Here is a 21,786-nt window from a genome sequence, read left to right as displayed (position 1 = left end):
TGGAAGCGCGCATCCCCGCAAAACTGCTGCGCCCCGGCAGGGAATCGCGTACCGTATCAGCATCGGTTATTTGTCAGAGCGTCCCATGTCAGAAAAACAGCTTACCTTTGCGCAGCGTCATCACCAGCTGACCAATATCAACGTCTGGACCGCCGACAGCCAGTGGCTGGCGTTTGATGTGCGCCCCTCCGGCGCCTCTTTTACCGGCCTGACCATTGAGCGGGTTAACGTCTTTACGGGCGCCGTTGAGCTTCTCTATCAGGCGCGCGACGGGGCTCACGTTGGGGTGGTGACCGTAAGCCCCGACCTGCCGCCGCGCTACGTCTTTATTCATGGCCCGGAACATCCTGATGCGCACTGGCATTACGATTTTCACCATCGCCGTGGCGTGATCGTGCAGAATGGCCATGCGGAGACGCTGGACGCCTGCGATATTACCGCGCCCTATACGCCGGGCGCGCTGCGCGGCGGATCGCATGTGCATGTCTTTAGCCCGGACGGCACCCGCCTCAGCTTTACTTACAACGATCATGTGATGCATGAGCGCGACAGCCGCGAGGACCTGCGCAACGTCGGCGTGGCCGTGCCGCTGCATCCGGTCTGTCCGGCTGAAAAACATCCGCGTGAGTATGATGGCAGCCACTACTGCGTGCTGATCAGCCAGACGCAGCGCGACCCGCAGCCCGGCAGCGATGCGATCGATCGCGCTTATGAAGAGTGCTGGATTGGCGATCGCGGCTATCAGAAAGCTGACGGCAGCTGGCAGCGCTGGGCTATCGCCTTTATCGGCGACACGCGCAGCGCCAGCGGGCAGAAGGTGCCGGAGGTGTTTATCGTGGATTTACCGGACGCGCTGGCTGATTACGCCCGTCCCGGCAGCTCGCCGCTGGAGGGCAGCGATACCCGGATGCCGGCACCGCCGGCAGGGGTGCAGCAGCGGCGGCTGACGCATACCCGGGGTCTGGCGCTGCAGCCGCGTCACTGGCTGCGCGCGGCGCCAGACGGCAGCGCGATTGCCTTTCTGCTGGCCGATGAGCAGGACATTATTCAGTTCTGGAGCGTGTCGCCCAACGGCGGTGAGCCGCGGCAGATCACCCGGCTCAGCAGCAGTATCCAGTCTGCGTTCAGCTGGCATCCGCAGGGTGATGCCGTCGCCTTTATCTGTGCCGACCGCGTAATGCGCTGCGAAATGGCAGACGGTCGCTGTACGCCACTGACGCCGGTCACTGCCGCCGCGCTGAGCGGCGACGCAGTGGTCTGGTCGCCGGACGGAAAACAGATCGCCTATATGCGTGAAGTGGAGGGCTGGCGCCAGCTGTTCTGCGTCAGTGCGACGCCGGCATCGCGGCAGCCGTAGCGAGGCTCGCCTGGGTATTGGCCTCTCTTTCACTTTGCAGCACGCGTTCGCGCGGTGAGGAGCTGCGTTTGTCCTCACCGGCGTGGAAGTAGTCCCACGGCAGCAGCAGCGTATCCAGCACGGCAGAGAAGGGCAGATCGATCAGCGCCAGCGGCTTCAGCACCCAGCCCGTGTCATCATCAGTCAGCATTTTGGCACTGGCGCGGGTGCCAGGATAGTAACCCTGACTGCCGCCGGAGTGCGACATCATGCTGGAGCAGCCGGAGGTGGTTATCACACAGCACACCAGCAGGCCGGTCAGCGGAAAACGTTTTATCATCTTCATTGTCATCATCCCTTCAGTCATGGCTGCATCCCTGGCAGCAATATGTCACCTGACGTTATCAGCGCTCTCTGGCTCTGTTTTCAGTGCAGGTGCAGGGTTTCCTGAGTGTATGTCATCTCACCGGTTTTGCTGCAAAAAAATCACGCCGGTGGCCCTTGAAAAGATCGCTACCATACCCATTTTCACATTACGGCCGTATGACTGTTGCCGCATGGGACAGTGCCAGGCCGGACAACCTGTCCATAGTGGAAGGTTGCCAAAACTTGCTGATTATCAGGAGTCTTATTATGCGTAACTTTGATCTCTCTCCACTTTATCGTTCTTCCATCGGTTTCGATCGTCTGTTTAATCTGCTGGAAACCAATCAGAACCAGGCGAACGGAGGCTACCCTCCTTACAATGTCGAACTGGTGGATGAAAACCACTACCGCATTACGATTGCGGTAGCAGGCTTTGCCCAGAATGAGCTGGATATCACCGCCCACGACAATATGCTGGTGGTACGCGGCGCGCACCCTGAAGAGCAGCCGGAGCGCAAATATCTTTATCAGGGCATCGCCGAGCGCAATTTTGAGCGTAAATTCCAGCTGGCCGATCACATCGTGGTGCGCGATGCGCGTCTCGAACTCGGTCTGCTGAGCATCGATCTGGAGCGCATCGTTCCTGAAGAGGCGAAACCGCGCCGGATTGAAATTCTGAAATAAGGCCATCACATAAGCCTTAAGCGCCGCAGCAATGCGGCGTTTTTTTTTTGATCAGATTCAGGCGCGGGAGAGCAGCCGCTGGCTCAGCAGGCCGCCAAAGACATTGATCAGCAGACCGGCAACGATCACCGCTGCGCCCAGCAGCTCCTGCGCGGTCAGTGCTTCATCCAGCACAACGGCCGCGCTGATAATCCCCACCACCGGCACCAGCAGCGTCAGCGGCGCGACGCGCCAGGTTTCATAGCGGCTCAGCAGCCGGCCCCAGATGCCATAACCGATGATAGTAGCGATGAAAGCCAGATAGATCAGCGCCAGAATAGTCTGCAGTGAAATGCCCTGCAGGCTGTGCACGATGAGCGCGCTGCCTTCAAACCACCAGGAGCAGATGAAAAAGGGAATAACCGGCACCAGCGCGCTCCACACCACCAGCGACATCACCGGTACGCGGTGATTGCGCAGAATGATTTTATTGGTGATATTGCCCAGCCCCCAGGAGGCCGCCGCCGCCAGCGTCAGCAGCATGGTTGTCAGGGTAATGCCGCCTACCGTCTGGCCCGCCATACCGGCGCTGGCGAGCAGATACATCCCCAGGGTCGCAATCACGATGCCGGTAATATGATTCCAGCGCAGCTTCTCAGCCAGCAGCAGCGCGCCCAGCAGCAGCGTGAAGAACGCCTGCGCCTGCAGCACCAGCGACGCTACCCCGGCGGGCATGCCAAGCTTGATGGCTAAAAACAGGAAGGCAAACTGCCCGAAGCTGATCGTCATGCCATAGATGACCAGCCAGCGCAGCGGAATAGCCGGACGCTTTACAAACAGCAGGGCCGGAAACGCCACCAGGGCAAAACGCAGTCCCGCCAGCAGAAAAGGCGGCATGCCCTGCAGCCCGAGTTTGATCACCACAAAATTGACGCCCCACGCCACAACGACGCACAGCGCTAACAGCATATCTTTCACGGACATAAGGGCTTCCTGTTCTCAGGCTGTAGCCGGTTTCGGGCGGTTAAATCTGGTTCCCGTCTGCGGGGCAGGTGACGCTTTCGGCCTCGCGGAGCGCGCGCTCCAGCTCCTCCGCCAGGATCCGGACTGCTTGCTCAATTTTTGCCGCTTCCGGTACGTAGTTCATGCGCATGCACTGATGCGTATGCGGCCACGCCTGCTCCAGCCCCGGGAAGAAGAAGTGGCCCGGCACCATCAGCACGCCGCGCGCTTTGAGACGCTGATAGAGCACTTCAGTGGTGATGGGCAGATCGCGAAACCAGAGCCAGAGGAAAATTGCCCCCTCCGGCTTGTGGATCAGACAGCGATCTTCCGGCAGGTAGCGACGCAGGATCGCCAGCGTTTCCGCCACTTTAGCCTGATAAAATGGCCGGATAACCTCATCAGAGAGGCGCAGCAGATCGCCGCGTACAATCATTTCGTTTGCCAGCGCCGGGCCAATGCTGCCGGGCGCCAGGCTGATAATACCGTTCATATTACCCAGCGCGCTGATGGTGCTTTCATCGGCAATAATGATGCCGCAGCGTGCGCCAGGCAGGCCGAGCTTGGAGAGGCTCATGCAGAGAATGGTGTTGGGATTCCACAGCGGGCGCGCTTCGCTGAAAATGATACCGGGGAAGGGCACGCCGTAGGCGTTGTCGATCAACAGCGGCACGCCGTGCTGCTGTGCCAGCGCATCCAGCTGCAACAGCTCATCGTCAGTGACCACATTGCCGGTCGGATTGGTCGGGCGCGAAACGCAAATCAGCCCGATATCCTCATGCAGCGGCAGATGGTCGAAATCGACATGATATTTAAACTGCCCTTCTGGCAGCAGCTCGATGGTGGGCTTCGCTGAAACAAACAGCCCCTCTTCGAGGCCGGCGTCAGCGTAACCGAGATATTCCGGCGCCAGCGGAAACAGCACGCGCTTTTTACTGCCGTCGGCGCGGTGTCCGGCAAACAGATTAAACAGATAGAAAAACGCGCTCTGGCTGCCGTTGGTCAGCGCAATATTTTGCGCCGTGACAGGCCAGCCAAACTGCTCGCGCAGCAGGGTGGCAAGCGATGCCAGCAGCTGCGCCTTGCCGCGTGGCCCGTCATAGTTGCACAGCGCCTCGCTCAGCGTGCCATCTTTATGCATCTGCAGCAGCAGCTGGTCAAAATAATCGTTCATTGCCGGGATCTGTGCCGGGTTACCGCCGCCCAGCATGATGGTGCCGGGTGTGCGCAGTCCCTCTCCCATATCTTCCATCAGACGGGAGATACCGGTGGGTTGCGTAAATTTGTCGCCGAACTGAGAAAAGGACATAGGAAGTAAAAATTTTGTGAAAGCGAATGGAGAAAACCACCATAACGCCCGCCTGCGGCGGGCGCAATGGCTAAAGCGGTCCTGTCAGCGCAGAACCTGCGGGTTAACGCAGTTTTTATCCGGTGTACCGGTCAGCGCGGCAATCAGATTTTCAACCGCATCACGGGCCATGCCGTAGCGCGTCTCGTGCGTGGCTGAACCAATATGCGGCAGCGCCACCACGTTTGGCAGGGTAAGGATCTCTGCCTCAGTGGGAACGGGTTCTACCTCAAAAACGTCCAGTCCGGCAGCCAGCAGGGTGCCCGCTTTCAGCGCTGCCGTCAGCGCCTGCTCATCCACCACCGGGCCGCGACCCGCGTTGATCAGAATTGCGCCGGGCTTCATCAGCTGCAGCTGCGCGGCACCAATCATATGGTGCGTCTGTTCGGTGAGCGGCAGACTGATGCAGACAAAATCGCTCTCTTTCAGCAGCGTCTCCAGATCGCAGGCGCGGGCCTGAAAGCGGTTCTCCGCTTCTTCATGCTGACGACGGGCGTTATAGAGAATATTCATACCAAAACCGAAATGGGCGCGCTGCGCCAGCGCCAGGCCAATACGGCCCATGCCTAAAATCCCCATGGTTTTGTGGTGAACGTCGGTGCCAAACAGATCCGGACCGATGCTCTTTTTCCAGTTGCCTTCTTTAACCCATTTATCCAGCTCGGCCACGCGGCGTGCGGTGCTCAGTACCAGCGCCATCATGGTATCCGCTACGGTCTCGGTCAGGACCGTCGGGGTGTGCATCAGCAGCACCTTGCGCTGATTCAGCGCGTCAACGTTAAAGTTGTCATAGCCGACGGAGACGGTGGAGCAGGCGCGCAGCGCCGGCATCTGCGACAGCAGTGCGTCATCGACTTTGCCGCCGGAACCGATAATACCTTCTGCCTGCGCAAACGCGTCCGCATGCTGGCGCACCGTTTCCGGTGAAACATCTTTTACTTCGGTAACGTGAAAATGCGTATCGAGCTGGCGGCGCAGATCGTCAGGCAGGCTTTTGTAGAGGATCACAGCAGGTTTCATGAATCGCTTCCTGTAGAAATAGGTGACGGGCGACAGGTGCCGCCCGGAGAAGTCATCTCTTACGCTTTCAGGCGTGCTTCGCCCCGTGAATCGGCGGCGTTTTGTTTGCGGCAGGCTTGACGATCAGCGTCAGCCAGACCGAAACCAGCAGGGCTGAACCCATGAAGATATAAGATGCGGCCGGGCTGCCGGTTGCTCCATTAAGATAGCCGACAATCCATGAACCGATAAAGGAACCCAGCGCACCCATGCTGTTAATCAGCGCCATGGCACCACCCGAAACGTTGCGCGGCAGCATTTCCGGAATGATGGCAAAGAACGGACCATAAGGGGCATACATCGCTCCGCCGGCAATCACCAGCAGCGCATAGGAGAGCCAGAAATTGCCCGGACCTACCAGATAAGAGCCAAGGAACGCCAGTGCGCCAATCAGCAGCAGCGGCCAGACAAACAGTTTCCGGTTCTGCGTTTTATCAGACGCCCACGACACCACCACCATGGCGATAGTAGCGACCAGATAAGGCACCGCTGAGAGCCAGCCCGCTTCCACCATACCCATCTGCGTGCCGTTACGCAGAATGGAAGGCAGCCACAGCACAAAGCCGTATACGCCAATACTCCAGGCAAAATACTGCATGCAAAGGATGATGACGTTGCGATTGCGAAACGCTTCGCTGTAGTTCCGCACCGCTTTGATATTTTCCTGCTCTTTCTGCAGCTGCGCCTGCAGCGCGGCTTTTTCCTCATCGCTCATCCATTTTGCCTGCGCCGGTTTATCCTGCACCAGGAACCACCAGGCGATAGCCCAGATCACCGCCGGAAAACCTTCGATGATGAACATCTCACGCCAGCCAAAGGCGTTAATCAGATAGCCGGACACCACCGACATCCACAGTACGGTGACCGGGTTGCCGAGGATCAGAAAGGTATTGGCGCGCGAACGCTCCGACTTGGTAAACCAGTTACTGATGTAGATCAGCATCGCGGGCATCACGGCCGCTTCCACCACGCCGAGGATAAAGCGGATCGCTGCCAGCATCGGAATATTGCTGACGATCCCGGTCAGCGAAGCGCAGCCGCCCCACAGGATCAGGCACCAGAAAATCAGTTTTTTTACGCTGCGGCGCTCGGCATAGATAGCACCGGGGATTTGAAAGAAGAAGTAGCCGAGAAAAAACAGCGCGCCCAGCAGCGATGACATCCCTTTGGTAATGCCGAGATCGTCATTAATGCCTGCGGCAGAGGCGAAGCTGAAGTTCGCCCGGTCCAGATACGCCAGACTGTAGGTGATAAACACGATGGGCATGATATACCACCAGCGTTTTGGCGCGATTGTCTGCGATTTCATGCGTGACTCCTCTGGTTGAGGCGGGCACATTCCGTGGATGCGCCTCAGAATAATAGTGTTGTAGGGTAAGTAGTATCGTGCCGGCGCAGTAACTCAGTAATCACCCAGCGCCGCGCGGGTGGGTAAGCCTTCACTGTCTCCCGCTACCTGAATAGCGAGCGATCCGATCTTATTGCCGCGCAGAATCGCCTGCGGCAGCGTTTTATCTTCCAGCAGGGCGCTGATCAGGCCCACGGCAAAGCCGTCGCCTGCGCCCACGGTATCCACCACGTTGTCGACCAGCACCGGGGCGACCACGCCTTTTTCTCCCTGTGCCGTTTTATACCAGGCACCGTCGCAGCCGGTTTTAATCACCACCGCTTTGACGCCCTTATCGAGGTAGAAATCAGCAATCGCTTCCGGCTGGCGATAGCCGGTCAGGATATAGCCCTCTTTTTCACCCGGCAGCACCCAGTCGGCATACTCTGCCAGCGCATTAAGCTGCTGGCGCATCTCTGCTTCGCTGCGCCACAGCACCGGACGCAGATTGGGATCGAAAGAGATACTTTTGCCCTGCGCCCGCATTGTCTGTGCCGCATAGTGCAGCAGCGCCAGCGATGAATCAGAAAGCGCAGCGGCCACGCCGCTCAGATGAAGATGGCGCGCGCTGCCAAAATAGTCCGGATTAAAATCGTCCGGCGAGAGGTGGCTTGCCGCCGATCCTTTGCGGAAATATTCCACTTCCGGATCGGAGCCGTCGTCGACGCGCGCTTTCAGCTGAAAGCCGGTACGGTAGCGGGCATCCGTGGTCACACAGCGGTGATCAACGCTCTCTTTTGCCAGCTGCTGCAGCGTGAAGCGCCCGAAGCTGTCATCCCCGACGCGGCTGACCCAGCCAACCTGCAGGCCAAGACGCGCCAGACCGATGGCAACGTTCAGTTCGGCGCCGGCAATACGCTTGATAAAGCGCTCTGCCGCCGCAAGGTCGCCGGTTTGCTGCGCGATAAACATCGCCATCGCTTCGCCAATGGTGACGACATCAAGTTGAGAAGGTTGTGTCATGGCAGGCTCCTTAGGCGGCACGCAGCAGGTCAACATAGTGGCGGGTTACCGCCAGCAGATCGCCGCCTTCCAGCGGGAACTCAATACCGCGCGGTGCATCTGCGGGCAGGGCGTGCAGCAGCGTGCGCCAGCTCTCATCCGCATCATCAAGGGCGATCGCCCGGAACGTGTCGCGATGCGCAACGGCCGCTTTAACGTGCACATAGCTGACGTAGCGGCTGAGCTGATGAGCAGCCTGCAGCGCATCCTCGCCGGTCCAGAGCCAGTTCCCCATATCGAACGTCATATCCAGCGGCAGGGCGGCGTCGCAGGCGTGGTGAAAAAAGCGCAGCATGGGCGCCAGCGTACTGTCAGCGGTCTGATCGTTCTCAATCACCAGCGTCACGGATGTTGACGCCAGAATCTCTACCAGCTGCCGGTCAGCCAGCTGAACAAAGTGGCCAATAGCGAGTTTCAGCCGCTGCGCGCCGAGCTGCTCCGCTTCATGGAAAAACTGTGCCAGCCGTGGATTGAGTGCGCCATCTGCCAGCCACAGCGATTCCGGAACGGAGTAGCTGACCTGCAGCGACTGCTCACGCGCCGTCTGGCCCAGCTCCGGCAACTGCTGCAGCTCAATGTCGCTGAACAGCTCGCGGCGAATCTCAACGCCGTCAGCGCCGGCCGCTTTGATCAGCGGCAGCAGGCGGCTCTGCCCGCCAAGCTCGGCAATTTTATGCGCGCCGTAGGCGGCGGTCACTACAATAATTTCTGGTCTCATCACGTCTCTCCGGGCACCAAACTGCCTCCCAATCGTTGAGAAAACGTTAGATGGAACCGGTTCCAAAGGAAAGACGCAGACTGCGGATTTATGATCCTGCTCACGAAGTCAGCATCAGGTTCCGGTATCAGCGCAGCGGCTGGCTCGACCCGCGCACGATCAGCTCGCCGGAAAACACCTGATCCCGTATCGGTGCATCGCTGCCGTCAATACGGGTGATCACCTGCTCCAGCGCCGCATAGCCAATCTGCCAGGTGGGCTGACGCAGCGTGGTAATGCCGACGCCGGCCAGCGCCGCCCATTCCAGTTCATCAAACCCCAGCAGGCCAATATCTTTACCCCAGACCAGCTCCAGGCGCTGGAGCGCCCGTGCCACCTGCAGCGTCAGGGCACCGTTGGCAGCTACCACGGCAACGCGTCTGCCGGCATGCCGCTGATAAAAGTCCAGCAGCGCCCGATCCAGAGGTTCTGGCTGGTGCAGCGGCACTTCCGCATTCTCTGCGATGGCGTCCGGCGCGGCACCTGCGGTGGCAAAAAAGGCGCGCAGGCGTTCGCGGCGGGTATTGACGCTGCCCAGCGGCTCGCTGAGAAACAGCAGGGCGTTATAGCCATTATCCAGCAGATGACGCGTGGCGTTGCAGGCTGCTTCCTGGTTATTCAGCCCGACAACATCGCAGGCGAACTCAGGAATTTTACGGTCGATCAATACCATTGGCAGCATTGACTGCTGCAGCCGGTTGAGTACCACTTCATGCATACCGACCGCGTTAACCACGATGCCCTCAACCTGATAGCTGCTCAGCAGCTGCAGATAGTGCTGCTCCAGATCGACCTCATTGTTGGTGTTACACATCAGCAGCGTAAATCCGCGGGCGCGGCAGGCTGCTTCAATGCCGCTCAGCACATCCACGGAATAGGGATTGGTGATATCTGCAATGATCAGGCCAATTAATCGCGTACGGCCACGCTTCAGGCCGCGGGCCATCTGGCTGGGACGATAATTCAGCGCGTCAATCGCCTGCTCAATACGGGTTTTCAGATCGGGCGAAAGGAGATGTTCTTCCCCGTTCAGATAGCGGGAAACACTGGTTTTACCGGTATTTGCCGTGCGGGCAACATCGCTGATTGTGGCGCGTGGCGGCCTGGTTTTCATTGCATATTCCTGAAAAGTTAAATCAGGCGAAGACTATCACAGCACGCGCGGCGCGCCATCATCAGGCGTCAGCGGCCAGGCGCAAAACCGGCTGCCAGAGTGTCTGCAGCTCGGTGACCGGCCTGTCTGCCAGCAGCTGCAGCACCATCTCCGCCACACATTCGCCGATGCGCTGCTGAGAGATCTGCAGGATCACATTAACCGGATGGTCGATAATCGAGTCATGGGGCAGACCGTCATAGACGTAGAGCGCGATCGCACGCGCACCGGAGAGCCGCTGCTGCTGCTGGAGCGCAATGGCTGCACCCTCGCCGAGCGTGCTGCAGTCGGTAATAATGGCCTGCGGCGGCGCAGGGTGACGCAGCCAGGCGAGCGTCTGCTGCAGTCCGGCACGGCGGGTAGGCGGCAGTGCCGCAACAAATTCTGCAGGCTGTGCGGCATCCCGCAGCGTATCGAGAAAGCCGCGGCGGCGATCGAGGATATAGGTGCCCGGCTCATCGGTACCGAGCCAGGCAAGCCGCGTCAACCCCTGCTGCAGGGCGTGCCGCGCCGCCAGCTGCGCCCCCGCGTAGTTATCGTAGTCAAACCAGGCGTAGGGCTGCGGCAGCTTGCTGCGGCCGAGGGTAAGGAAGCGAAAGCCTTTCTGCTGCAGGCGCTCCAGGCGGGCGTCGTGCGGAGTGGTATGGGTAACGATCAGCGCATCGAGTGCGCCGCTGCGCAGCATGCGCAATAAATTGCGCTGCTGATCGCGCGGTTTATCCGGCAGCAACAGCAGGTCGATATCCTGACGCGCCAGGCACCGATCCAGCGTCAGCAGCATTTCACTGTAGTAGCTGTCGTTAAGCGAGGCGGTACTGACGGGTAATACCAGCCCGACGGCGTTTGCCCGGCCGGTTTTCAGACGGCGTGCCGCAATGTTTGGCCGATAACCGCGACGGCGTGCTTCATCCTGAATGCGTTGCCGGGTTGATTCCGCCACGTCGTCGTAGCCGTTCAGCGCGCGACTGACGGTGGTAACAGAGAGGCCAAGGGCGGCAGCGATCGCTTTGAGTGACATGGGCGTATCCGACCGGTTGAGTTTTTGTCACGCTGGTATAAGCCAGTGTAGTCTTCAGAGAGCGGGGGCAGTATATACTGTTTTCTGGAATGGTTTCCAGTTATTTCCGGAAAGGGTCAGAAAACCGGCCTGCGGGTGCAGGCCGGCAGGCTGTTTAGTTCAGCGGACTGAGGGTGATCTCAACGCGACGGTTCTGCGCTTTGCCCTCTTCAGTGCTGTTGCTGGCAACCGGGTTGTCCGGTCCCATGCCCTGCGTGCGCAGGCGATTCTGCGCTACGCCCTGAAGCACCAGTGCGCTGGCCACGCTTTCGGCACGCTGCTGCGACAGACGCATATTCAGCGCGCGTGAACCGGTGCTGTCGGTAAAGCCGACAACGTTAACGGCGGTTTTTGGATACTCTTTCAGCACCATAGCCACGCCGCTCAGGGTGTTGGCGCCGGCCGTTTTCAGCGTTGCGCTGCTGGAGTCAAAGGTGACATTGTTTGGCATATTCAGAACAATGTTGTCGCCCTGACGGGTTACGCTGACGCCCGTACCGCGCATTTTGTCGCGCAGTTTCGCTTCCTGAACATCCATGTAATACCCCACGCCGCCGCCCAGCGCCGCACCGGATGCCGCGCCAATCAGCGCGCCCTTTTTACGATCTTTTTTAGAGGAGGAGAGCACGCCTACTCCGGCACCGACCACGGCACCCAGACCTGCACCAATTCCGGACTTACCCGCCTGCGATTCGCCGGTATAAGGATTGGTAGTACAACCCGACAGCGCAAGGCTGCCGCTTACAAACAAGGCCAGCGTCAGAGCACGCTTTTTCATCATCAGTCCCTCAATATACTTATGGGTAACACTCCCGGAAGGCCACTATTATGCCGTTCAAAGATGGGGAAATTCGTGAGGCCGAATCTGAAAATGTAAATTTTTGCGTTAAAGATTATCGGGATGGCGGAAACAGGTGGTTTGATGATCGTTAATCAGCCCGCAGGCCTGCATAAATGCGTGGCATATTGTCGGGCCGATAAATTTGAAGCCGCGCTGCTTCAGGGCCTTAGAGAGCGCCATAGCCGGTTCAGAAGTGACCGGTGCCTGCCGGTAATCGGCATAATGGTGCAAAACGGGACGATCGTTCACAAATGACCAGATAAAGCGGGAAAAATCGTCGCCTGCTGCTTCCAGCGCCAGCAGGGCGCGTGCGTTCTGCACAATCGCTTCCAGCTTGCCGCGATGGCGGATCACTCCGCTATCCTGCATCAGACGGCTGATATCCGCTTCGTCCATTCGCGCGACGGTGGCCGGATCGAAATCATGAAACGCCCGGCGGTAATTTTCGCGCTTTTTCAGCACGGTGATCCAGGAGAGACCCGCCTGCTGCCCTTCAAGGCAGAGCATCTCAAACAGGGCGCGCCTTTCTCTTTGCGCAACCCCCCATTCACGGTCGTGATAACGCACGTAAAGAGGATCTGCGGTTACCCAGCCACATCGCTGCATGCTCTGCTCCCTGTTTCTGCTACGAACGTTCAGCGGCAAGGCTGAAAACCGGCACCAAATGAGAAGCGCGATAAGTCGGGTGAAATATACTAAGCACGCTAATTATTTTATCATTTGGTTACATTATAATGCGTGAACATATTACTCTTATTAGCCGCGAGATGGCGGCCTTTCTCATCAGTGGATTGCTTCTGGTTTTCTGTATGGCGATGGTATATATCGACGTCGCCTGGATGCACAACGCATTACACGAAACGTCGTTTACTGAAATCACGCAGGCCGTGATGCTGACTCTGCTTGCTGCGCTGTTCTTCCGCGCCGCGTCGCAGCGACCTGAGCAGCGCAGCGCGCTGATTCTGGTGGGTGGATTCTACAGTTGCATGCTGATACGCGAACTCGATTATCTGTTTGATCTTATCCGGCACGGTGCCTGGCTCTGGTTTGCGCTCGCGACCACCGCCGCGTCACTGGCGCTGGCGCTGCGTACCCCGGCGCAGATCCTGCCTGGTCTCGCTGCGCTGCTGCAGCACCGCAGCTGGCAGATGATGGCCGCAGGCTTACTGGCCATACTGGTGTTTTCCCGGCTATTCGGTATGCATCAGCTCTGGCAGCAGCTGATGATGGAGGGGTATAACCGGGTCGTGAAGAATATGGCCGAAGAGGGCTGCGAACTCTTTGGTTACACTCTCTGCCTTATCGCATCGCTGCGTTATCTGTGGCAGACGCATACGGCGCAGGCGTCTCTGCCCCGCGATAGCGTCTCGCCTGTGCTGAGCCACGCTGCACGCTGATTCCTGCCTTTTATGACGATCCCCGGTGCTAAAACAGGTACACTGTCTCTCTGGCGCCGGGTTATCTGGCGCCCCGAAATGCTCAACGTCAGGTCTCTTCATGTCCGTAAAAATCTTATCTTCAACGCTGGCCGGGCTGGACAGCTTCTGCCGCGATCCGCTTGCCGCACTGCACCAGGCCGATAACGGTACGCTGGCCGTGCTGCAGGATAACGTGCCCGCTTTTTATGCGCTGACGCCGCAGCGCCTGGCAGCGCTGCTGGCGCTGGAGGCGGCAGCCCGGCAGCCCAGCGATGTCGCGCTGGATGACACTCTTTTTCAGCCGGATAGCGCCGCGCTGGCTATCCCGGCGGGTAAGTTTGCCATGTATCAGGGCTGGCAGCCCGACAGCGACTTTCAGCGTCAGGCCGCCATATGGGGCGTGGCGCTCAGCGAGCCGGTGACGCCCGCTGAGCTGGCTACCTTTGTAGCTTACTGGCAGGCAGAAGGGCGGCCGTTTCATCATGTGCAGTGGCAGCAGAAGCTGGCGCGCAGCGTGCAGATGCATCGTGCCGGCAATGGGGGCCAGCCAAAGCGCGATATTACGCGTATCGACAATACTGATTACGATATTCCCGATGGTTTCCGAGGTGAGTAATGAAAACGCCAACCGATCTTTTCAATCGCCTGAAAAAAATCATGCCGAAAGAGGTGCAGCCAAAATTCAAAAATGGCGCTGAGCTGCTGGCGTGGAATCAGGAGCAGGGCCGTCTGCGCTCAGAAGCGATAGTGCGTGAGAACCGCGCCATGAAGATGCAGCGCATCATGGGCCGCTCCGGTATTCGCGAACTGCATATGAACTGCTCTTTTGACAACTATCGCGTAGAGAATGACGGGCAGCGCAAAGCGCTGGCGCTGGCGCGCGAGTACGCGGCCGGATTTGAGAACAGTATTGCCAGCTTTGTGTTTACCGGCCGTCCCGGCACCGGAAAGAATCATCTGGCGGCGGCGATCGGGAATGATCTGATCATTCGCGGCAGGAGCGTCCTGATTGTGACGGTGGCCGATTTGATGTCCAGCATGAAGGGTACGTTCAGCGGCGGCAGCGATATCACGGAAGAGCGGCTGCTGCAGGATCTTACGCAGGTTGATCTGCTGGTGATCGATGAGATCGGCATGCAGAGTGAATCGCGCTACGAAAAAGTGATTATTAATCAGATTGTCGATCGGCGCTCCTCTTCAAAACGCCCTACCGGCATGCTCTCTAATCTTGACCCGGCAGGAATGAACAGCCTGCTGGGCGAGCGCGTAATGGACCGGATGCGGCTGGGAAACAGCCTGTGGGTACGCTTCGACTGGGAGAGCTACCGCAGCCGCGTGCGCGGTGATGAATATTGATAGCTGAAACGGGTAAACTGCGCGGCCGCCTGCGCGCCCGGGTGATGCCGGGCTGCTAAACTGAACCGTATCTCATCCTCAGGTGAAGGCGCCATGAAAGCAGCCGGTAAAGGACCAGCGGTACTTCGACTGAATAATCTGAAGCGGGTCATGGCGCAGCTGCGCTCCGCCCGCATCACCTCCCGTCAGGACATCGCCCGGGCGCTGGATCTGAGCAAAAACACGGTTTCACTGATTATCGACGACCTGCTGGCGCAGGGGCTGGTGCGCGAGCTGGGGCCGGTCAGCGTGACGGCGGCAGGACGGCCCAAAATTGAGATCGCCCTGCGGCCGGAAAAACTGAAAAGCGCTGGCATCATGGTAGCGCGACAGACGATCCACTGGCAGGTACGCGACTACTTCTCACAGGTTATTGCGGAACAGACGTGGCGCACCGAAACGGCCGCCCCGGAGCGGCTGCTGAAGGAGCTGGCTGAAGTGTGTCAGACATTATGCGCCGCGCATCCGGAGCTGACAGGGATTGCGATTGGTCTGCCGGGCATTATCGATTCACAGCGCGGCTTTGTGCACTTCTCTGCGCCGCTTGGCTGGGAGAACGTGGCGGTGCTGGCACCGCTGCAACGCTGCGTCAGCCTGCCGCTGCTGGTGCTCAACAACGTCAAGGCAGCCGCGCTGCTCTCTGTACAGCAGCTGCAGCTCAGTAAGGCGCAGAGCCATTTTTATCTGCGTATTGCGGAGGGCGTGGGCGGCGCGCTGATCGATCGCGGCGCGCTGTTTACCGGCAGCAGCTGGACCGCCGGTGAAATCGGCCATCTGCGGATGCAGCGCGAGGGGCAGCTTTGCAGCTGCGGCCGCCGGGGGTGCCTGGAGACGCTGATCGGTCAGCCCGCCATTCAGCAGCAGCTGAGCAAACGCAAGCCGGGCCTGCGCTGGCAGCAGGGTGAGAGTGAACCTTCACTGTTTAATCCGCTGATGAGCGAAGCGGGCGAGCATCTTGGTTTTGCGCTGAGTCAGGTCATGCAGCTGGTTAACCCGGCCTGTATCATTATTGACGCGCCGTGGAACAGCTCAGCTGTTTTCAGGGAGGCGGTACAGCAGACGATGCAGGCCAGTACGCTGGCGTTCACCCACGCGCATACGACGCTGCATTTTCTGGCGCAGCGCCTTGAGCCGGCCCAGGGTCTGGCTCTGGCGGTTATTGCGCAGTATGAGCAGGCAGATTATTAACGCCGTGCACCCTTCTTTTTACCTCATCGCAGGTCAGGCCACCCGCAGGTGGCCTGCTGGCTGATTCAGTCGCGGGCAGCAGCCGGTGGTACGATGGAAGGCGGTGTATGATGCGCCCGTTTCAGGAAGCGGCTCTCCAGCAGGGTCCATGAGGTCCACGCCAGCGCCAGAGTGATGACGATAGTCAGCAGCAGGCCAGCAAAGGCGTTGGCGCTGAACACGCCGAAGTGCTGCAGTACCTGAATAATCGGCCAGTGATAAAGGTACATGCCATAAGAAAGATCGCCAAACTGGCTGATTTTTATCTCACGACACAGGCTGGTACAGCAGAAAATCACCACTGAAGAGAACGCGACCGGCTCAATAAGAAACGCATACTCGCTGCGTTTGCACAGCAGCCATGCCGCCATCGACACCAGCGTAATCAGCTTCAGCCGATCAAAAGCGGGCTTGTGTATCGCCAGCAGGCTGCCAAAGAAAAAGTACGAGGAGAGGGCGACAAACTGCTTCGCCAGCGTATCGGCTTTGGGGCCGCTATAGACAGAGGTGAAATAGAAGAACCAGGCGCAGGAGATGATGAAAATGGCGCCCCAGACTTTCAGCGGATTACGCTTCATCAGCGGAACGATAAACGGTAACAGCACATAGAGCGTCAGTTCCGCTTTGATCGTCCAGAGTGAGCCATCCATCGGCTGGTTTGGATTATCGGTAAACACACCCGGCAGTGAAGCCTGAATAAAATTCAGAAAGGTAAAGTTTGCCACCAGATACTTAATAGTTTCACGATGTTTCAGAAAATCCATTAGCGGCAATGTCGTCAGACACAGGCCAATGGTAAAACACATCAAAATCACAAATATATAAGCGGGCAGGATGCGCTGGGCGCGCTTAATAAAATAAGAGTTCAGCGAGCGGCTTCTTAAGTAACTTTTTGCAATAAGAAATCCGCTTATTGCAAAAAATCCTTTCACAGCAAAATCGCTATTCAGATAATGTGCAAGGAAACGAATATCGGCATTTCTGGTGACTTCAGCTGAGTGTACCAGCAAAACGATAAAGGCGAGCGAAAGCCTGACAATATCAAAATTATTTTTTTCGTTCATATCAGCATTCTTTTTAATGGGATAACAACGCGCTGTAATAATAATTAAAGCGCCTGTATCGGATGGTGTTCTGATTAAAAGCGTTAAACTCTGCCGCGGCAGATGTAAACTATTAGAGTTTTAAACGATAGAAAAATCAAGCGATGTATAAGCGCGGCGTAATATTCAGAATTTCCCTGGTATGGTGGAAAAAAGAGGTTATAAATAAAAAACGCTAACCAGTTGGTTAGCGTTTTTAACGATTAACGGAACAGCTGGAAGCTGCGCGACACCTCGTAGCCGACGATCGATTGCTTACTGGCCATGGTGTTATAGTAGAGATAGTAGAGCACCATCAGCACGGTTATCGCTACGGCGATGACTTTTCTCAGCTTTTTGGTTTCCCAGATACAGAGTGAAATCAGCACTGGTTCAACCTGCAGCAGGTAGTTTGCCAGGCGGCCGCCAGAGGCGTAGTCCTGCAGCGCCATACGCAGGCCACTGCCGATGGCAAACGTAATCGCCAGAATATAGTAAGTGTTAAATTTTGCCGGGTCGGCGTTTCTGATTTTATCACTCAGCAGCATGTAGCTGAAGATAAAGACAAAGCCAATGTTCTTCAGGTTAGAGAGCGTAAGAATACCCTGCTCCTGGCGCGACTCTGCATCGGCATAGCCCATGGCCCTGTCGCCCAGTGAACCCAGATGGCTGGAGAGCGCGGAGATCAGTGCCGAGCTTCCCATAAAAGCCAGCGGCAGGCTGATAACGACAATCGCAATCGGCACATATTTGTTTTTGCGGATAATCATCGCCATCGGAATAAGCAGCGCGACAACGGCCGTTGCGTGGCAGAAAAACGACAGCAGAAATGTGGTCACCATACCCGATTTACTGCGACGCGACATATGCCAGACAAAGCCGAGCAGAAACGCCGAGCAGAGACCAAAGCGGATCTGGTTCATATCTTTGTTGATAAACAGGTGCGCCGAGTAGACGGCCAGCGCGACCAGCGGCAGCGGCGTCAGCTTGCGGAAGTAGTGCGCGTTAACGCATACCGCGATGAAGGCGATAACAAAGATAAAGATGTCAGCATTGGCCGTAAAAATGCGCGTTGCACCGGCAATCGCATAAATAGCAGGCTCATAGCGAAACTCGACCACGGCGCGCCAGAAGCCCTCGATAATAATTTTATCGAGAAACTGTGCATAGAAGTCGCGATACTGGAAGTCATCAAGGCCGGTTCCCAGGCCACGGATGCCGCCAAAAGTAAAAAGTACTACAACAGCAATAAAATAAAGCCACGTCCTGATATGTGCTGTGTTTTCATTTTTACTTAACATGGTTTCGACAATTGCGACAAAAGTCATGCTAAGACTTATGATCCAGTAAATTCCCATGGTCACAGATTCTTATAGTTTAAAATGCACTTATAACATAGGGCTATGTTTTGGTAAACATGAGAAAAGTCTAATTTTTCCTGGCCCGGTATTTTATCAGATTACTGCCGGGATTATTATTCATCCGCTTTCTGCTATTTTCAAATTCTGCTGCTGATATTTTTCCTTTTCAGAGAGTTGCCGATCCACAGAGGTAAAGAAAAGGCCGAGGCTAAAGTGCGTTTGTAACTGTTTTTATTAATAATATGGAGCCAGAAGAATGATCCTTTTTCGCCTGATAAGCGCGTTTTTACTGTTTTATCTTCCGCTGGCCTTTGCCTCTAAGGAAATTCCTATCTGGCCGGGCGAAAACATAACACAGAATAAATTTATTAATTTCAGTAAAAATCCTGCTGATAATAATCGTGCCGTTACGCAGGTTAATTCGCCGGAAATGATTTATGTAGCGCCTGCGGGAAAAAATAATCACACAGCCGTGCTTATCATTCCGGGTGGGGGATTTTCTTATATTATGAAAGATCTTGAGGGGCTTAATATCGCCACGCTGTTAAGTCGTCAGGGTTATACGTCCTTCGTTCTTCTTTATCGTATGCCGCATGACGGCACCACACAGAATCGCCAGGCGGCCTTTGCGGATGCGCAGCGGGCACTTCGGCTTATCCGGGCTAATGCCCCGCAATACCATATTGCTGCCGATCGTATTGGCGTGATGGGTTTTTCTGCAGGGGCTTATCTGGCCGCGAATCTCAGTAACGATCCGGAGGCTGATAACTATCCGGCACAGGATGCGCAGGACAGCGTCTCAGCCCGTCCCGACTTCACTGCCCTTATCTATCCGGTACTGTCGCTTAAGGATGGCGTAACACATCCGGGCACGCGCGCCGCCATGTACGGCAAAAACATCAGCCCGCAGACCCTTCTGCAGCAGTCGCAGGAAGCGCGCGTCAGCGATCGTACGCCGCCGACGTTTCTCGTTCACGCGCTGAATGACGGTACGGCTTCAGCGCAGAATACGCTGCTGATGTTTGCCGCGCTGCGCGAGCATAAAGTGAAAACAGAAATGCACCTGTTCCAGCAGGGCGGGCACGGTTTCGGGACCGGACAAAAACTAAAGCTGCCGGTAAGAAACTGGCTGACGCTGTTTCATGACTGGCAGAGCACGCTGACTGACCGGTAAAAGCCAGAATGCGCGATGAACTCTGGCGAGCCGGTCAGCGCTTTCAGCTGACCAGCTGTCGCGTATCGATGCGCTTCAGCACCTTTGCCAGCAGCAGGCTGCCCAGCAGCGTGACGCCAAACACCCACGGCAAATCGAGCCAGGGGCGTGACATATCGTCATAGTGGTGAGTACGCAGATAGTGAATAAACAGCGCGTGAAAACCATATACCGGCAGCGAATAGCGAGAAATGGTCGCCAGCAGCGGCAGCGGCCGCTGGTTCAGGCTGTTTTTAAACAGAACCAGCAGGCTGATGGCCGCGATAAAGACCAGCGGTCCGCAGTAGAGATACCAGGTGTCGTTGAAGGCGCCGTTGATTTGCAGCAGCTGCTTTGTACCGAGTGCAATACCCAGCACGCAGGCGATAAAAACGCCTCCCGCCAGCCAGCCGATCCGGCGGCCGCCCGTCTCCATACAGCCGATAGCGCGTCCGAGCAGGGCGTACAACAGGTAGTAGATGCTGTCGCCACTGACATAGAGATTGACCGGCAGCCAGCGAAAGGATCCCACTGACTGGCTGACCGTATTCGGGTTTGCCACCACCGCCAGCACCACCACCAGCAGCACCACATAGCGTTTTTGTACCGTTTTGACCTGTATCAGCGGCGAAAGCAGGTAGATACCGATAATCGCAAAGAAGAACCACAGATGATAAAACACCGGCTTCTGCAGCAGCTTCATGATGGATCGACCTTCGCTGATCGGTGTCAGCCAGGTGATATACGCCAGCGCGACCGCGCTGTAGAACAGCAGGCAAAGCACAATGCGTATCAGATGTCGCGCCTGCGCGCTGCGCTCGCCAAAAAACAGGTAGCCTGAGATCATAAAGAACAGCGGCACGCAGACGCGGGAGGCGGCGTTCATCAGGTTGGCCACATCCCAGGTTATGCCGGTGACCGCCATCGGTCCGGTGATATACCAGGTCGTGGTATGGATCACGATCACCATCAGGCAGGCGACCGCACGTAAGTTGTCGATCCAGCTAATTTTTTGCGGCATGTGATCCTCGCGTACAGATGGTGCGAGGAAGGGTAGCCGCTGTGCCGCCACTCAACAACATCTGCCGCCGTAATTCAGAGCCCTCTGTGCGGCAAAAGCGCGCGCGACCCGCACAGCCTCAGGATTTCCGGCTGCACATTGCCCGGTCAAAGGGTATACTGTCGAACTCTTTTTAATTCACCCGTATCCCGTGCGAATTCAACATGCAAAAGTTTGATACCAAGACCTTTCAGGGCCTGATCCTGACCTTGCAGGATTACTGGGCGCGCCAGGGCTGCACCATTGTCCAGCCGCTGGACATGGAAGTGGGCGCCGGCACCTCACACCCGATGACCTGCCTGCGCGCTATTGGCCCGGAGCCGATGGCCAGCGCCTACGTGCAGCCTTCACGTCGTCCGACCGACGGACGCTATGGTGAAAACCCCAATCGTCTGCAGCACTACTATCAGTTCCAGGTGGTGATCAAGCCTAACCCGGACAATCTTCAGGAGCTCTACCTCGGCTCGCTGAAAGAGCTGGGTATCGATCCCACTATCCACGATATTCGTTTCGTAGAAGATAACTGGGAAAACCCGACGCTGGGCGCCTGGGGCCTTGGCTGGGAAGTGTGGCTCAACGGTATGGAAGTGACGCAGTTCACCTACTTCCAGCAGGTTGGCGGCCTTGAGTGCAAGCCGGTCACGGGTGAGATCACCTATGGCCTGGAGCGTCTGGCGATGTATATCCAGGGCGTGGACAGCGTCTACGATCTGACCTGGAGCGACGGTGCATTTGGCAAAACCACCTACGGCGATGTGTTTCATCAGAACGAAGTAGAGCAGTCGACCTATAACTTCGAATATGCCGACGTCGGTTTCCTGTTCAGCTGTTTTGAGCAGTATGAGAAAGAGGCGCAGCAGCTGCTGGCGCTGGAGAAGCCGCTGCCGCTGCCAGCCTATGAACGCATTCTGAAAGCGGCCCACAGCTTTAACCTGCTCGACGCGCGCAAGGCGATCTCCGTTACCGAACGCCAGCGCTATATTCTGCGTATTCGCACCCTGACGAAAGCCGTGGCGGAAGCCTACTATGCGTCACGCGAGGCGCTGGGTTTCCCGATGTGCAACCGTAATAAGTAAGAGG

The 21,786-nt window shown here is 57.2% G+C and carries 22 protein-coding genes; 8 read left to right on the top strand and 14 right to left on the bottom strand.

Annotated features, from left to right (window positions below; all coding sequences use genetic code 11):
• Positions 1 to 85 precede the first annotated feature (85 nt).
• Positions 86 to 1,357 carry a DUF3748 domain-containing protein gene (locus C1Y41_RS16440; protein WP_104085882.1) on the top strand — a complete coding sequence of 424 codons (1,272 nt, stop codon included), beginning with the start codon at positions 86 to 88 and terminating at the stop codon, positions 1,355 to 1,357.
• Here C1Y41_RS16440 and C1Y41_RS16435 read toward each other — a convergent pair.
• Positions 1,326 to 1,682, bottom strand: coding sequence for a YceK/YidQ family lipoprotein (locus C1Y41_RS16435; protein ID WP_223811800.1), 357 nt, complete (start codon positions 1,680 to 1,682; stop codon positions 1,326 to 1,328). The genes C1Y41_RS16440 and C1Y41_RS16435 overlap by 32 nt on opposite strands.
• Before the next feature lie 287 nt (positions 1,683 to 1,969).
• On the opposite strand from C1Y41_RS16435, the gene ibpA reads away from it, so the two are divergent.
• Positions 1,970 to 2,386 carry a small heat shock chaperone IbpA gene (ibpA, locus tag C1Y41_RS16430; protein ID WP_039381531.1) on the top strand — a complete coding sequence of 139 codons (417 nt, stop codon included), beginning with the start codon at positions 1,970 to 1,972 and terminating at the stop codon, positions 2,384 to 2,386.
• Between the two features lie 57 nt (positions 2,387 to 2,443).
• On the opposite strand, the gene C1Y41_RS16425 is transcribed toward ibpA, so the two are convergent.
• The 10 genes from C1Y41_RS16425 to C1Y41_RS16380 all read right to left on the bottom strand — a co-directional run bounded on the left by C1Y41_RS16425 (position 2,444) and on the right by C1Y41_RS16380 (position 12,577).
• The gene (locus tag C1Y41_RS16425) at positions 2,444 to 3,349 is read right to left on the bottom strand and encodes an EamA family transporter (protein WP_104085881.1); all 906 of its coding nucleotides are present in this window, start codon (positions 3,347 to 3,349) and stop codon (positions 2,444 to 2,446) included.
• 40 nt (positions 3,350 to 3,389) lie between these two features.
• Positions 3,390 to 4,676, bottom strand: a complete 1,287-nt coding sequence (locus C1Y41_RS16420; RefSeq protein ID WP_039381536.1) for a valine--pyruvate transaminase — start codon at positions 4,674 to 4,676, stop codon at positions 3,390 to 3,392.
• 84 nt (positions 4,677 to 4,760) lie between these two features.
• Positions 4,761 to 5,735: a glyoxylate/hydroxypyruvate reductase GhrB gene (gene ghrB / locus C1Y41_RS16415; RefSeq protein WP_104085880.1), complete on the bottom strand. Its 975-nt coding sequence runs from the start codon at positions 5,733 to 5,735 to the stop codon at positions 4,761 to 4,763.
• Between the two features lie 67 nt (positions 5,736 to 5,802).
• Complete coding sequence (locus tag C1Y41_RS16410) at positions 5,803 to 7,083, bottom strand: MFS transporter (protein WP_071668245.1); 1,281 nt, start codon at positions 7,081 to 7,083, stop codon at positions 5,803 to 5,805.
• 93 nt (positions 7,084 to 7,176) lie between these two features.
• Positions 7,177 to 8,124, bottom strand: a complete 948-nt coding sequence (locus C1Y41_RS16405; RefSeq protein ID WP_071668244.1) for a sugar kinase — start codon at positions 8,122 to 8,124, stop codon at positions 7,177 to 7,179.
• A 10-nt stretch (positions 8,125 to 8,134) separates the two neighbouring features.
• Positions 8,135 to 8,881 carry a sugar phosphate isomerase/epimerase gene (locus tag C1Y41_RS16400; protein WP_039381548.1) on the bottom strand — a complete coding sequence of 249 codons (747 nt, stop codon included), beginning with the start codon at positions 8,879 to 8,881 and terminating at the stop codon, positions 8,135 to 8,137.
• A 127-nt stretch (positions 8,882 to 9,008) separates the two neighbouring features.
• Positions 9,009 to 10,034, bottom strand: a complete 1,026-nt coding sequence (locus C1Y41_RS16395) for a LacI family DNA-binding transcriptional regulator (protein WP_039381552.1) — start codon at positions 10,032 to 10,034, stop codon at positions 9,009 to 9,011.
• 61 nt (positions 10,035 to 10,095) lie between these two features.
• Positions 10,096 to 11,091: a LacI family DNA-binding transcriptional regulator gene (locus tag C1Y41_RS16390; protein ID WP_104085879.1), complete on the bottom strand. Its 996-nt coding sequence runs from the start codon at positions 11,089 to 11,091 to the stop codon at positions 10,096 to 10,098.
• A gap of 154 nt (positions 11,092 to 11,245) precedes the next feature.
• Entirely contained in the window at positions 11,246 to 11,908 is a 663-nt protein-coding gene (locus C1Y41_RS16385) for an OmpA family lipoprotein (RefSeq protein ID WP_104085878.1), read from the bottom strand.
• Positions 11,909 to 12,016: 108 nt separating this feature from the next.
• A complete protein-coding gene (locus tag C1Y41_RS16380) occupies positions 12,017 to 12,577 on the bottom strand; it encodes a DNA-3-methyladenine glycosylase I (protein WP_104085877.1) in 561 nt (186 codons plus the stop codon).
• A gap of 128 nt (positions 12,578 to 12,705) precedes the next feature.
• Between C1Y41_RS16380 and C1Y41_RS16375 the strand changes: the two genes are divergently transcribed.
• The 4 genes from C1Y41_RS16375 to C1Y41_RS16360 all read left to right on the top strand — a co-directional run bounded on the left by C1Y41_RS16375 (position 12,706) and on the right by C1Y41_RS16360 (position 15,972).
• Positions 12,706 to 13,368 (top strand): hypothetical protein, encoded by a 663-nt coding sequence (locus C1Y41_RS16375; protein ID WP_104085876.1) that lies wholly within the window; start codon positions 12,706 to 12,708, stop codon positions 13,366 to 13,368.
• Between the two features lie 100 nt (positions 13,369 to 13,468).
• Complete coding sequence (gene dnaT, locus C1Y41_RS16370) at positions 13,469 to 14,005, top strand: primosomal protein DnaT (RefSeq protein ID WP_039381566.1); 537 nt, start codon at positions 13,469 to 13,471, stop codon at positions 14,003 to 14,005.
• A complete protein-coding gene (dnaC, locus tag C1Y41_RS16365; RefSeq protein ID WP_071668239.1) occupies positions 14,005 to 14,745 on the top strand; it encodes a DNA replication protein DnaC in 741 nt (246 codons plus the stop codon). Before dnaT ends, dnaC begins: the two co-directional genes overlap by 1 nt.
• Positions 14,746 to 14,838: 93 nt before the next feature.
• Positions 14,839 to 15,972, top strand: a complete 1,134-nt coding sequence (locus C1Y41_RS16360) for an ROK family protein (RefSeq protein WP_104085875.1) — start codon at positions 14,839 to 14,841, stop codon at positions 15,970 to 15,972.
• Positions 15,973 to 16,037: 65 nt separating this feature from the next.
• Here the strand turns inward: C1Y41_RS16360 and C1Y41_RS16355 are convergent, their stop codons facing one another.
• Together C1Y41_RS16355 and C1Y41_RS16350 are read right to left on the bottom strand one after the other, a co-directional pair.
• Positions 16,038 to 17,075, bottom strand: coding sequence for an acyltransferase (locus tag C1Y41_RS16355; protein ID WP_039381595.1), 1,038 nt, complete (start codon positions 17,073 to 17,075; stop codon positions 16,038 to 16,040).
• Positions 17,076 to 17,317: 242 nt separating this feature from the next.
• On the bottom strand, positions 17,318 to 18,421 hold the full coding sequence (locus C1Y41_RS16350; RefSeq protein ID WP_233207449.1) for an EpsG family protein: 1,104 nt from the start codon (positions 18,419 to 18,421) through the stop codon (positions 17,318 to 17,320).
• 289 nt (positions 18,422 to 18,710) lie between these two features.
• On the opposite strand from C1Y41_RS16350, the gene C1Y41_RS16345 reads away from it, so the two are divergent.
• A complete protein-coding gene (locus C1Y41_RS16345; RefSeq protein WP_071668237.1) occupies positions 18,711 to 19,628 on the top strand; it encodes an alpha/beta hydrolase in 918 nt (305 codons plus the stop codon).
• A 43-nt stretch (positions 19,629 to 19,671) separates the two neighbouring features.
• Here C1Y41_RS16345 and C1Y41_RS16340 read toward each other — a convergent pair whose 3' ends face one another.
• Positions 19,672 to 20,667 (bottom strand): acyltransferase, encoded by a 996-nt coding sequence (locus C1Y41_RS16340; protein WP_104085873.1) that lies wholly within the window; start codon positions 20,665 to 20,667, stop codon positions 19,672 to 19,674.
• A 203-nt stretch (positions 20,668 to 20,870) separates the two neighbouring features.
• Here C1Y41_RS16340 and glyQ point away from each other — a divergent pair, with 203 nt between their 5' ends.
• The gene (gene glyQ, locus C1Y41_RS16335) at positions 20,871 to 21,782 is read left to right on the top strand and encodes a glycine--tRNA ligase subunit alpha (protein WP_039381606.1); all 912 of its coding nucleotides are present in this window, start codon (positions 20,871 to 20,873) and stop codon (positions 21,780 to 21,782) included.
• Positions 21,783 to 21,786 lie beyond the last annotated feature (4 nt).

It is taken from the genome of Pantoea sp. ICBG 1758 (genome assembly GCF_002928325.1).
Lineage (GTDB): Bacteria > Pseudomonadota > Gammaproteobacteria > Enterobacterales > Enterobacteriaceae > Pantoea > Pantoea eucrina.
The sequence above is the reverse complement of the archived record's forward strand: the minus strand, read 5'-3'. Positions and strand labels throughout refer to the sequence as shown.